The sequence below is a fragment of the Bradyrhizobium betae genome (assembly GCF_004123905.1).
GTDB lineage: Bacteria > Pseudomonadota > Alphaproteobacteria > Rhizobiales > Xanthobacteraceae > Bradyrhizobium > Bradyrhizobium betae_A.
In genome coordinates, this window is record NZ_MZXW01000035.1 from 201,079 (window position 1) to 213,278 (window position 12,200).

At 64.6% G+C, this 12,200-nt stretch carries 13 protein-coding genes; 6 read left to right on the forward strand and 7 right to left on the reverse strand.

Going from position 1 to position 12,200, the window contains the following annotated elements; translation table 11 throughout:
- Positions 1–110: 110 nt before the first annotated feature.
- The 4 genes from B5V03_RS41655 to B5V03_RS26075 are packed head-to-tail and all read right to left on the reverse strand — an operon-like array spanning position 111 to position 2,119.
- Entirely contained in the window at positions 111–281 is a 171-nt protein-coding gene (locus tag B5V03_RS41655; RefSeq protein WP_164988289.1) for a hypothetical protein, read from the reverse strand.
- Between the two features lie 30 nt (positions 282–311).
- Positions 312–875, reverse strand: a complete 564-nt coding sequence (locus B5V03_RS26065; RefSeq protein ID WP_129273231.1) for an isochorismatase family protein — start codon at positions 873–875, stop codon at positions 312–314.
- A 25-nt stretch (positions 876–900) separates the two neighbouring features.
- Positions 901–1,521 carry a GNAT family N-acetyltransferase gene (locus tag B5V03_RS26070; RefSeq protein WP_129273232.1) on the reverse strand — a complete coding sequence of 207 codons (621 nt, stop codon included), beginning with the start codon at positions 1,519–1,521 and terminating at the stop codon, positions 901–903.
- Positions 1,508–2,119, reverse strand: coding sequence for a hypothetical protein (locus B5V03_RS26075; protein ID WP_129273233.1), 612 nt, complete (start codon positions 2,117–2,119; stop codon positions 1,508–1,510). Before B5V03_RS26075 ends, B5V03_RS26070 begins: the two co-directional genes overlap by 14 nt.
- 77 nt (positions 2,120–2,196) lie before the next feature.
- Here B5V03_RS26075 and B5V03_RS26080 point away from each other — a divergent pair, with 77 nt between their 5' ends.
- On the forward strand, positions 2,197–3,237 hold the full coding sequence (locus B5V03_RS26080) for a LysR family transcriptional regulator (protein ID WP_129273234.1): 1,041 nt from the start codon (positions 2,197–2,199) through the stop codon (positions 3,235–3,237).
- Positions 3,238–3,255: 18 nt separating this feature from the next.
- On the opposite strand, the gene B5V03_RS26085 is transcribed toward B5V03_RS26080, so the two are convergent.
- Positions 3,256–4,446 carry an autotransporter outer membrane beta-barrel domain-containing protein gene (locus B5V03_RS26085; RefSeq protein WP_129273235.1) on the reverse strand — a complete coding sequence of 397 codons (1,191 nt, stop codon included), beginning with the start codon at positions 4,444–4,446 and terminating at the stop codon, positions 3,256–3,258.
- 372 nt (positions 4,447–4,818) lie between these two features.
- Between B5V03_RS26085 and B5V03_RS26095 the strand changes: the two genes are divergently transcribed.
- Positions 4,819–5,025, forward strand: coding sequence for a cold-shock protein (locus tag B5V03_RS26095; RefSeq protein WP_007591938.1), 207 nt, complete (start codon positions 4,819–4,821; stop codon positions 5,023–5,025).
- A gap of 90 nt (positions 5,026–5,115) precedes the next feature.
- Here B5V03_RS26095 and purN read toward each other — a convergent pair whose 3' ends face one another.
- Both purN and purM read right to left on the reverse strand, forming a co-directional pair.
- Entirely contained in the window at positions 5,116–5,769 is a 654-nt protein-coding gene (gene purN / locus B5V03_RS26100; protein ID WP_164988290.1) for a phosphoribosylglycinamide formyltransferase, read from the reverse strand.
- Positions 5,769–6,842, reverse strand: a complete 1,074-nt coding sequence (purM, locus tag B5V03_RS26105) for a phosphoribosylformylglycinamidine cyclo-ligase (RefSeq protein WP_129273237.1) — start codon at positions 6,840–6,842, stop codon at positions 5,769–5,771. The genes purN and purM overlap by 1 nt, the downstream gene beginning before the upstream one ends.
- Positions 6,843–6,997: 155 nt before the next feature.
- Here purM and B5V03_RS26110 point away from each other — a divergent pair, with 155 nt between their 5' ends.
- From B5V03_RS26110 to ppx, 4 genes are all read left to right on the forward strand, one after another.
- Positions 6,998–7,540, forward strand: coding sequence for a CDP-alcohol phosphatidyltransferase family protein (locus B5V03_RS26110; RefSeq protein ID WP_129273238.1), 543 nt, complete (start codon positions 6,998–7,000; stop codon positions 7,538–7,540).
- Positions 7,541–7,662: 122 nt separating this feature from the next.
- Positions 7,663–8,340 (forward strand): DnaA ATPase domain-containing protein, encoded by a 678-nt coding sequence (locus B5V03_RS26115; protein WP_129273593.1) that lies wholly within the window; start codon positions 7,663–7,665, stop codon positions 8,338–8,340.
- A gap of 145 nt (positions 8,341–8,485) precedes the next feature.
- A complete protein-coding gene (locus B5V03_RS26120; protein ID WP_164988335.1) occupies positions 8,486–10,678 on the forward strand; it encodes an RNA degradosome polyphosphate kinase in 2,193 nt (730 codons plus the stop codon).
- A 15-nt stretch (positions 10,679–10,693) separates the two neighbouring features.
- Positions 10,694–12,196, forward strand: a complete 1,503-nt coding sequence (ppx, locus tag B5V03_RS26125; protein ID WP_129273239.1) for an exopolyphosphatase — start codon at positions 10,694–10,696, stop codon at positions 12,194–12,196.
- The last annotated feature ends 4 nt before the right edge of the window (positions 12,197–12,200 follow it).

Consider the following 12,200-nt stretch of genomic DNA (forward strand, 5'->3'; position numbering starts at 1 on the left):
ATCACTTGGCTATTGCCATGAGACAGAACTTGCAACGTCAATTCGTCGGCAGCGAACGCTCAGCAGCGTTGCACAAAGCCGCACACGGTACTTCGTAAACTTGGTGGCCCTCAGGCCGCGCTGTCGTCATCGCCATCGTCGACGGCAGCAGCGGCCTCCTTCACCTCCACCAGCGCCATCGAGAGCAGATAGACGGTCGTGGGCAAGCCGACGCGGCGCGCCGTCTCCACGGCACGCGACAAATCGCTCGCCAGCTCCTTGAGCTCATCTCCCCGTGACAATGTCCCACCCCATCCGCCGATCGCGGCCGCCTACACCGCAACGGCGCCGCTGGCTCTGATCAGTTCGGCGCTGGACTGGATAGTAGCAAAATTCCCGATGACATTCACCACCGACTGCTTGTAGGCGGCTGCCTCACCCGTGCCCGGCTGCCGGCAGGCTACGGCATCGGCCACGACCTGGTAGCGATGGCTGCGGTGAAACCCGTCCACGGCGGTGGCCAGGATGGTCTCATCCAGGGAGAAGCCGATCACCACGCAGCGTACATTGCGGATATTGGACATGTAGTCCACAAACCGCGCGGAGCTGTAGGCCGACGGCAGCGGGTGCTCGAACGTCATCTCTCCCGGCTTCGGCTTGGCCTCCACGATCCAATCGGTCAGCTTCGATGCCGGATTGAACCAGGCCGCCTGGGCGATGCGCTTCAGGTGCATCACCGGCCAGAGATTGGTGCGCCACAGCGCCAGAAGCTCCAGGCCGCGCAGGGTTGCGGCGTCGCCGTCGAGGATGACGTGGCGACGCCCAGGGGTCAGATATTCGACCTGGAGATCCGCACAGACCAGGATCGGTGGATCGTCTTGGATGGAAGCCAGCATTGTCTTGCGCGGGTCTGCACCAGTTTCAACGGTCGGCGACGGCGAGGTCGCGCAGCGGCGAGCTCACTGCCCGCCCCGCCGATGCGTCGAGCACACCGGGCCGGTCCCAATCGCCCTCGGGACGGATGATCACATAGGGATCGCTGTCCAGCGTGATGGCGTCCGGCCCCGGCTCGATCTCCAGCAGCATCTCCGTGTAGGAGAAATCCGAGAAGGTGATCTTGCGATTGTGACCGAGCGGCTTGGCGCCGAAATGGGCCCAGAAATCGACCAGGCGGTCCTGCGCCTGGCCGTAGATCTTGCGAAACCCCTTGCGCTTCACGTAGTCGACGCTGGCCTGCACCAGCTTGAACGAGACGCGCGAGCGCCGGTATTGGTGCCGCACCGCGAGCCGCTCCACCTTGGCGAAATCGCCGAAGAAGCGGACCCGCAGGCAGCCCGCAGGCTCGTTGCCGACATAGCCAATGAAATGGGCAGCAACCATGTCGTTGCCGTCGAACTCCTCCTCGAACGGACAATCCTGCTCGGCGAGATAGACCGCCGAGCGGATGGCCGTGACCAGCATGAGATCGCCGGGATCACGTGCGAGGCGGATGGTGATGGCGCGGGAGTCGGGTTTGGCGAGGGGAATCCTAGTGCCGTGCATCTGCAAAACTCCTTGCTTGGATGACCGCGCCCGGCATCAGCATCGGTTGCCGGTGCCAGGGGCGCTCGTAACACCAGAGGTCGGGCTGGAAGCTCGGGACGGGGGCAAAGCCGGTCGCTCTCATGATCTCTCGTCCGGCCACGGTTGACGGCTGCGCATAGCAATCGGCGCCGCGAAATCTTAGCTGTCGCAGATGAGCCGCAGCCTTGCCGAGACCGGCAACGCCGCGCCCGGTCGCCGCGATCGCCCAGATGTAGATGGCAGCAACGTCCTCCTGGGGGGAAGCAAGATAATGCATCTCGGGCGCCGTGAGGCAGATCTCGTCGAGCAACAGCGCATCGTGGCCGCGCTCGCTCAGAAACAGGAACGCCATGCCGCCGACGAGATGGCCCTGCCGGTTGAAGGTCAGGATGCTCTGGGGATCGAATGTGAAGTATCTGGCGAGCTCGGCCGCACCGATCTGCACGCCCGGCACCAGCCGCCGCGCCATTTCGGAAAGCGCCGCAATTTCGGAAAATTGCGCGCAGCGCACGTCGATGTCCGGACTGGGCGGCAGTGCGTCGAAATCATGCCTTGCGGCAAACGAGCCTCTTTCCATACCACCCTCGCCCCTCTATCGTTCGCGGCTTTCGTACCCCGCTACGAGGATGAGCTTAGCGGCTGGGGATCTGGAGTATGCAGCAGTTATTGCACCGGGGTGCTGCGATGATGCAGCACCGTGAAGAAGCCCTGGACGCGTCCTGGGACGATTTGAAATTGTTCTTAGCTTGCGCAAAATATAAAAGTTTCCGCAACGCCGCCGAGGAGCTCGGGCTTACCTCCACCACGTTGATGCGCCGGATCGACCGGCTCGAAGAAAGCATCGGCTGCAAGCTGTTCCTGCGCGACCAGAGCGGGCTCACGCTGAGCGATGAAGGCACCGGGATGATCGCCGACGTCGCGCATATGGAGCGTCACGCCTTCAACGTGTTCCGTCGCGCCTCGCGCGCGTCGAACGATACGTCAGGCACGGTGCGCGTCGCAGTGACGGAAGGCCCCGGCAATTTCTGGATCCTGCCGCGGCTGATCGATTTCCAGAAAACCTATCGCAAGATCACCGTCGATCTGCGCTGCGCGATGGAGCAGGCCGACGTCGCACGCCTGGAGTCGGACATCGCGATCCAACTCGAGCCGCCGACCAATCCCGATCTGATCGTCGCCAAGCTCGGCCGCCTGCACATCTATCCCTTCGTCTCCAAGGAGTACGAGAACCTCTACGGCGTGCCGACGACGCTCGCGGACTTGCCGAACCACCGCATCATCAAGCAAAGCGCGCCGCAGGTCGACGATAGCGCCTATGCCCGCGTGCTCGGGCTGAAATCGCTCGAAGGCATCGTCGGGATCAAGACCAACTCCTCGGTCGGCGTGCTCTATGCGGTGGAGCGCGGCGCCGGCATCGGCTTCCTGCCGACCGTGTCGATCGCGCTCGGCGCGCCGCTGGTTGCCGTCGATCTCGGCGTCAGCCACCATGCCGATCTCTGGCTTACCTATCACAGCGAGTTTCGCGCCTCCGAGCGCCACAAGATCGTGGTCGACTGGCTGAAGAAGATCTTCGATCCCAAGACCCATCCCTGCTTCCGCGACGAGTTCATTCATCCGAATGCACTGGTGCCGATGATGACGGCCGCGCGGGAGGGATTCGGATTGACAGGTTATGTCGCGGCAACACCGACGTGAGCTTGAACGATCGGCGTCCTACCACCGATATTCGAAGCCGACCGTGCCCTGGTGCGACGTCAGCTCGTTGCGGAACTTACCGTCGTAATTGATGTAGAGCCGCGCAGTGTTGGTCAGGCTGAGCGAGGCCGAGGCGCCGGCATCCATGCCGTAGCGGCTCTCGCCGATGCCGGGGACGACGATGCTCTGGCTCCCCAGGCTGACCTGCACCGATCCCAAATTCTGGTAAAAATTGTCGACGAACTTGCCGTAGGCTGACAGGTCCAGAATCTTCCGGTCGAAGATGAAGTAGCGCCCGATCTCCGCGCCGATCATCACGCGCGCGCGTGAGAGTGCCGTGGAGCCGACGTTCAATGGATCGAGCCCTCCCGCCTCCTGGAACGCCACGCTGGTGGCGCGCACATATTCGAGCGCGCCCTTCGGCACGACGCGCATCTGATCCTTGGTCCAGTAGTAGCTGATCTCGGTCAGCGCGCCGTCGACGGCGGCGCGATAGCCCGCGGTGGCAAGGCCAAAGCCGGTATCCCGGCTGGAATGGACCTTGCCGAAACCGTGCACCACCGCGAAGGCCCAGGTCCATGGGCCCTTGTCGACCGAGCCGTTGAAACCGATCTGGGTCAGGTCGAGCGTCGCCGACTGCAGCGCCAGCGGCACATCGATGTCGGTATGGCTTTGGTCGACGGAGAAGCCGAGATTGACGCCGGGCGCGACCCGCGCGCCGAAACCGGCGACGCCGCCGAACGTCTTGCGCTTGTCGCCGACGAAGTCGCCCTGCGCATCGGTCCGCACCGAAATGCCGTAGCCCTCGAACCAGGTCCGGTAGCGCGGATCTTCGGTGCTCACTGAAGCCCCGCCGCCGCCGGGATTGGTCCGGAACGCCCGGTTGACGCCGCCAGAGGCCTGATTTCCGAGGCGCTCCAGGAAATTCGAGCCGAGATTGAGCGCACTGTTGCCGGCCGACTGGTCATAATTGGTCGAGGTCGGCGTCGGCACCGGGGTTGGTGACGCCGTCGGCGTTGGCGTTGGCGTCGGCGTCGGCGTCGGTGATGCCGTCGGCGTCGGGGTCGGCGTGGGCGTGGGACTTTGCGCGAAGCCTGATGTCGCCGACAGCATCACGACCAGCACAAACGCGAGCGCAGCCGCGATCCGGCGGACGCGGTCCAGCCCGATCGTCTGCCTTGTCCCGGACAGCCGCGAGGCGCAGCGCATGACGATGAATCCCAAAGCAAAATGGCGGCGCGCAAAAATGCAACACGATCTGCGGCGCATGCGGCGATTTGTGCCGAACTGCCACGAAGGGTCAACGGCTGGCACACCTTGGCCGAGGCTATTGCCCTCGATTGTGGTTCCGATGCCACAGGTCGCAAATTGCAGGCGATAACACCCGACCCGGTCTTGAAATCCGCGTGCGGCTTGCTAACGCGCGATTTTCATGTTGCAATATTGAACACAATCGGAATTGGCCGCTCGGCTGTGCGTTTCGCGACGATGAGACTCGAACAGACTTCCGGAAGCCCGTTTGTGGCGTGGCACGCAAAAAAGCGGCCGCGTCGTTTTTGTATCTAGCGGAGGAGACTGAGGATGCCGCAAAAGGGCACCGTCAAATGGTTCAACCCCACCAAGGGCTATGGGTTCATCAAGCCGAACGGCAGCGATAAGGACGTGTTCGTCCACATCTCGGCCGTCGAGCGCGCCGGACTCTCGACCCTTAATGAAAACCAGGTGGTTGAATACGACCTCGTGGAGAACCGCGGCAAAGCATCCGCGGAGAACCTCAAGGTCTCCTGATTTCTCTCAAAGCTACGCGCGAGAGATCGTGACGTTGCCCCCGGCTCTGCCGGGGGATTTTGTTTTGGGACAATGAAACGCGACAGCGCTTCAGTGCACCACTGGCGCAACCAGAAAATTCTCCGACGCCGAGCTGCCCGCCGTCTTGCAGACCTCGCCCTCGATCCGCACCTTGCCTGTCGCCAGCAGCCGCAGCGCTTCGGGATAGATGCGGTGCTCGACTTCGAGGATGCGTTCCGACAGCGTATCCCCCGTGTCGTGGTCGCTCACGGGCACTGCGCCCTGCATCACGATCGGGCCGGCGTCGGTCTCGGGGATCACGAAGTGGACTGTCGCGCCAGACAGCTTTACGCCGGCGCGCAAAGCTTGGCCGTGCGGGTCGAGGCCCGGGAACGACGGCAGCAGCGAGGGATGGATGTTGAGCATCCGCCCGTACCAGGCCTTGGTGAATTCCGCCGTGAACAGGCGCATGAAGCCGCCCAGGCAAATCAGCTCGATGCCGTGCTCATCGAGGGCTGCTTGCAACACTTTCTCGAAGCCGGCGCGATCCTTGCCGAACGGCTTGCTCTCGATCACCAGCGTGTTCACGCCGCTCGCTTTGGCCCGTTCGAGCCCGAGCGCATCGGCCTTGTTCGAGATGACGAGCGAGATCTCCGCCGGAAAATCCGCGGCACTGGCGGCCCTGATCAGCGCGGACATGTTGGAGCCGCGACCGGAAATCAGGATGGCGACGCGGCGCTTCATCACAGCGCCAGGTCGAGATGGCCGTTATAGACGACGCGGTGCTCGCCGTCGGCCGGGATCACGGTGCCGAGCTGCGCCACGGTCTCGCCGGCATCGATGAAGACCTGTACAACCTGATCGACCTTGTCAGGCTCGACGATCGCGATCATGCCGATGCCGCAGTTGAAGGTCCGCAGCATTTCGAGCTCGGTGATGCCGGCTTGAGCGGCCAGCCATTTGAACACCGGCAGCACCGGCAGGCGGGCCAGATCAATGCCAACGCCGAGATGGCTCGGCAGCACGCGCGGAATGTTGTCGGTGAAACCGCCGCCGGTGATGTGGGCAAGCCCCTTCACCGCGCCGGTCTCGCGGATCGCGCGCAGGCAGGATTTGACGTAGAGCCGGGTCGGCGTCAGCAGCGCGCCGCCGAGCGTCATCACGGGGGCAAACGGCGCCTGCGCCTCGAAACCGAGGCCGGATTGCTCGACGATCTTGCGCACCAGCGAGAAGCCGTTGGAGTGCACCCCCGATGAGGCCAGGCCAATCACGGCATCGCCCGCGGCAATGTCCTTGCGCGGCAACAGCGTGCCCCGCTCCGCAGCGCCCACGGCAAAGCCGCCGAGGTCGTAATCGCCGTCCTTGTAGAGGCCGGGCATTTCGGCGGTCTCGCCGCCGATCAGGGCGCAGCCGGATTCCCGGCAGCCTTCGGCGACGCCGGCGACGATTGACGCCGTGGCCTCCGGGTCGAGCTTTCCGCAGGCGAAATAGTCCAGGAAGAACAGCGGCTCGGCGCCCTGCACGACGAGGTCGTTGACGCTCATGGCGACGAGGTCGATGCCGATCCCACCATGCAGGCCGGTCTCGATCGCGATCTTGACCTTGGTTCCAACGCCGTCGGTGGCGGCGACCAGGACGGGGTCCTTGAAGCCGGCCGCCTTGAGGTCGAACAGGCCGCCGAAGCCGCCGATCTCGGCGTCAGCGCCGGGGCGCGCGGTGGCGCGAACCATCGGCTTGATCAGGTCGACGAGGCGGTTGCCCGCGTCGATATCGACGCCTGAATCGGCGTAGGTAAGGCCGTTTTTGCGGTCGGTCATGCCCGATTTCCAGTGGGTTTGCGGCTGGTTACGTCGAATTCCGGGGACGCGCAATGGCTCGCATGGCGCCCCGCCCTATACTATGTAGATATCAACCGGTTCAGCCTCTCGAAGGGGCGGGATTCGAGGTCAGGCCGGGTGCCGGGAAGCGCCGCGTGAGTATTCCGAACATCATTACCCTGGGCCGCATCCTGCTGGTCCCGATCATCGTCTGGGCCATCGTGTCGAGCCAAATGGAGGTGGCGTTCGCCCTCTTCCTGATCGCCGGCATCAGCGATGCCGTCGACGGCTTCCTGGCCAAGCGTTTCAACATGACGAGCGAACTCGGCGCGCTGCTCGATCCGCTCGCCGACAAGGCCCTGCTGGTGTCGATCTACCTCGCGCTCGGCATCTGGGGCGCCATCCCGCGCTGGATCGTGATCCTGGTGGTGTCACGCGACATCATGATCGTCGCCGCGGTGATCGTGTCCTGGCTGTTCGACAAGCCGGTCGAGATGAAGCCGTCGAGAGTATCCAAGCTAAACACAGCGGCCCAGGTCGCTTACGCCGCCCTGATGCTGGCCTCTCTTGCCTTCGGCTTCAAGCCCGCGCCCTATGATATTATCCTGATGAGCCTCGTCACGGTCTTCACGCTCTCCTCCGTGTCGCTCTATCTCGTCGAGTGGCTGCGGCACATGAGCACGATCGAAGCCAAGTAGAGGCCAAGTAGCACGGTCGAGGCCAAATGAGCCGGGACGCTGCCTCGCAAAAGGCCAACTCGCGCTCGATGAAGTCGAATCTTTCAACCGAGGCCGGCCATCCGGCATGGAGCAAACCAAGCGTGGCAGGCCGCGTTCACCCCCGACAATTGGCGTTCTCGCTTCCGCATGCGGAGAGCCTCAGCCGGGACAATTTCCTCGAAGGCCCCGCCAACACCGCTGGTCTTGCCCTCATCGACGCCTGGCCGGAATGGCCGCACCGGATCATGTGGCTGGCCGGCCCCGAAGGCAGCGGCAAGAGCCATCTCGCGGCGATCTGGGCTGAGGACTCCGGTGCCCGCTCGACCACGGCCAATGCGCTCACCGCCGCAGGTGTCCCCGGCGCGCTCGCCACCGGCGCGCTGGTGGTCGAGGATCTCAAGGCCGGGGATTTTGACGATCGTGCCCTGTTCCACCTGATGAACCTCGCCCGCGAGGACGGCGCCTACATCCTGTTCACGGGACGCGAGGTGCCGGCTTCGCTGGAGATCGAGCTCCGCGACCTGCGCTCGCGGCTGCGCGCCGTACCTGTCATCTCGCTGCTGCCGCCTGATGACCAGCTGTTCCGCGGCCTGATCGTCAAATTCTGTGCCGACCGTCAGCTCGCCGTGGATGAGAGCGTGGTCAGCTACCTCACCACCCGCCTGGAGCGGTCCTCGGCCGCCGCCCGGCAGGCCGTGGAAATGCTCGACAGCGAGGCCCTGCGCCTCGGCCGCCCGGTCACCAGGGTGCTGGCCGCCGAGCTGCTCCGGGACGCCTGAACTCGGCCCGGCCGGCGCCAAGGCCGCTTGACGAGGCGCGCCAGCGGAACATCAATGTCATCGAAACGTCATCGGACTAACACATGCTCCCGCCGATTTTGCGCGTAGGACGCAAATTGGGGCGAACTGGATGGATCGACTTCTCATGGACTCCGTGCAAGCTGTTGAAATTAAAGAAAAAGTCACGGAGACCGAGAGCCTGCCGGCAATCGCAACGAGCCCCGAGCGATTCATCAATCGCGAGCTGTCCTGGCTGCATTTCAACCGCCGCGTCTTGGAGGAATCGGTCAATCCCAGCCATCCCGCGCTGGAGCGGGTGCGATTCCTGTCGATTTCGGCGAATAACTTCGACGAGTTCTTCATGGTCCGTGTCGCCGGCATCAAGGCCCAGGTCCGCGAAGGCATCGCCGAGCGCAGCCCCGATGGCCTGACCCCCTCCGAGCAGCTCACGTTGATCAACCACACGGTCTCGCAGCTCGCTTCCGACCAGCAGGCGATCTGGGCCGACCTGCGCGGCACATTGGCCGACGTCGGCATCGTGCTGGTCGAGGGCAAGGACGTCACCAAGGCGGAACGGACCTGGATCGAGGACTACTTCCTCAACAACGTGTTCCCGCTGCTGACGCCGCTGGCGATCGACCCGGCCCACCCCTTCCCGTTCATTCCGAGCCTCGGCTTCACCATCGCGCTCCAGCTGACGCGTGCCGCCGACGGCAAGCAGATGAACGCGCTCATCCGCATGCCCGGCAAGATCGACCGCTTCATCCGCCTGCCGGCTGACGGCAAGGTCGTCCGGCTCATTTCGCTGGAACAGGCGACCGGCCTGTTCATCAACCGCCTGTTCCCCGGCTACAATCTGCACGGCCAGGGCGCCTTCCGCATCATCCGCGACTCCGAGCTCGAAATCGAGGAAGAGGCCGAAGATCTCGTTCGCCTGTTCGAGACCGCGCTGAAGCGTCGCCGCCGTGGATCGGTGATCCGGCTCGAGATCGACGCCAAGATGCCGGAGCAGCTGCGCAACTTCGTGCAGCATGCGCTCTCGGCCGCCGACGACGAAGTGTTCCTGGTCGACGGCGTGCTCGCCATGAACGAGCTGTCGCAGCTCACCCGCCTCGACCGGCCCGACCTCGAATTCACCCCTTACGTGCCGCGCCATCCCGAGCGCGTGCGCGAGCATGGCGGCGATATTTTTGCTGCGATCCGGCAGAAGGACCTCGTCGTCCATCATCCTTACGAATCCTTCGACGTGGTGGTGCAGTTCCTCCAGCAGGCTACGCGCGATCCTGATGTCGTCGCGATCAAGCAGACGCTCTACCGTACCTCCAGCAACTCGCCGATCGTGCGCGCGCTCGTGGAAGCCGCCGAGGCCGGCAAATCCGTCACCGCGCTGATCGAGCTGAAGGCTCGCTTCGACGAAGAGGCCAACATCCGCTGGGCGCGCGACCTGGAGCGCGCCGGCGTGCAGGTCGTCTACGGCTTCCTCGAACTGAAGACGCACGCAAAACTCTCGATGGTGGTCCGCCGCGAAGGCGGCAGCCTCACGACCTATGTCCACACTGGCACCGGCAATTATCATCCGGTGACCGCGCGCATCTACACCGACCTCTCCTACTTCACCTCGGATCCCACCATCGGCCGCGACGCTGCGCGCGTGTTCAACTTCATCACCGGCTATGCCGCGCCGAGCGATCTGGAAAAGATGGCGGTGTCGCCGCTGACCCTGCGCAAGCGCATCATCGAGCATATCCAGGGCGAGACCGCGCATGCGCGGCACGGCCGCCCCGGCGCGGTGTGGATGAAGATGAATGCGCTGGTCGACCCCGACATCATCGACGCGCTGTACGAGGCCTCGCAGGCCGGCGTGCAGGTCGAGCTCGTGGTGCGCGGTATCTGCTGCCTCCGGCCCGGCATTCCCGGCCTGTCGGAGAACATCCGCGTCAAGTCGATCATCGGCCGCTTCCTGGAACACGGCCGAATCTACTGCTTCGGCATGGGCCAGGGCCTGCCGAGCGCGAAAGCGGCTGTGTATATCTCCTCGGCCGACATGATGCCGCGCAACCTCGACCGCCGCGTCGAGGTGCTATGTCCGCTGCAAAATCCCACGGTGCATCAGCAGGTTCTCGAACAGATCATGGTCGCGAATTTGAAGGACAACGAGCAGAGCTGGCAATTGTTGCCGGACGGGTCCTCAACGCGTATGAAGACGGCGAAGGGCGAGGAGCCTTTCAACGTCCACAACTACTTCATGACAAATCCGAGTCTGTCTGGCCGTGGAAAGTCGCTCAAGGAATCCTCGCCGCGTCGTCTCACGCGCCGGAATGAACGTCATCAATCCTGATCCGGGATCGCTGACGTGACGCGGCCGCGCAAGCGCGGCTCCAGCGTCGCGGTCATCGATATCGGCTCCAACTCGGTCCGTCTCGTCGTTTACGAAGGACTGACGCGGAGCCTCATTCCGATCTTCAACGAGAAGACGCTGTGCGGCCTCGGGCGCGAGGTGCAGAGCACGGGCCTGCTCGCGCCCGATGCCGTCGACAAGGCGCTGACCTCGCTCAGGCGTTTTCGTGCGCTGTGCCGGGTGATGCAGGTCGGACGTGTGTTCGCGATCGCGACCGCGGCCTGCCGCGACGCCTCCAACGGCCCCGACTTCATCGCCAAGGCCGAGCGCATCTGCGCGGTCAAGATCGAGATCCTGTCGGGGCCGCGCGAGGCGCGGCTGTCGGCGCTCGGCGTGATCTCAGGCATCCACCATCCCGACGGCATCGTCGGCGATCTCGGCGGCGGCTCGCTCGAGCTGATCGACGTGCGCAGGAACGCCGTGCGCAGTGGCGTGACGCTGCCGCTCGGCGGCCTCGCGCTGCAGGACCTCGCGCACAAATCGCTCAAGCGCGCCGACCGCATCGTGCGCGAGGAGATCGACGAGGTCCAGCTGCTCACCGCGGGCCGCGGCCGCACCTTCTATGCCGTCGGCGGCACCTGGCGCGCGCTGGCGCGCATCCACATCATCCAGAGCGGCTATCCGCTCCAGGTGATGCACGGCTATTCGATTTCGGCCGCCGAAGCGCTCGACTTCTCGCGTCGTCTGCGCCGGCTTGCGGCCACTGGCATGCTCGCCGACATCGAGATCGTCGCCGATGCACGCCGCCCGCTCCTCACCTATGCGGCGCTCGTGCTCGAGCACATCATCCGCGTGGCAAAGCCGAAGACCATCGTGTTCTCGACCTTTGGCGTGCGCGAGGGCCTGCTGCACGAGAAGCTCTCGGAATCCGAGCGCAACAAGGACGGGCTGATCTGCGCGGCGGAAGAGCTGAACCAGTTGCTGTCGCGTTCGGCCAAGCACGCCCGTGAGCTGATCGCCTGGACCGACCGCCTCGCCCGCGTCGTGAAGCTGCGCGAGACCGAAGAAGACCGCCGCCTGCGCCACACCGCCTGCCTGCTGTCCGACATCGGCTGGCGCGTGCATCCCGACCATCGCGGCGAGCAGACGCTCAGCCTCGTCGTCAACGGCAATTTCGGCGCGGTCACCCACACCGAGCGCGCCTTTGTCGGCCTCTCGGTGTTCTATCGCTATGCGGGCCTGAGCGAGGAGAACCAGCCGCCGGTCGCCACGCAGGAGCTGCTGACGCCGGCCCAGCTCGAACGCGCCCGTCTCCTCGGCGCGGCGTTCCGCGTCGCCCATCTGATCTCGGCAGCACGCCCGGGCGTGCTGCCCGCCACGCAATTCCGCAGCCAAGGGCGCAATCTGATGCTGGTGTTCGAGCACCGGCTCGGTGACCTCGTCGCCGACCGCGTCGGCAGCCGGTTCAAGCAGCTCGCACGACTGGTCAGTCGCGCCGGCTCGATCGTGCGGCGGTGATTGG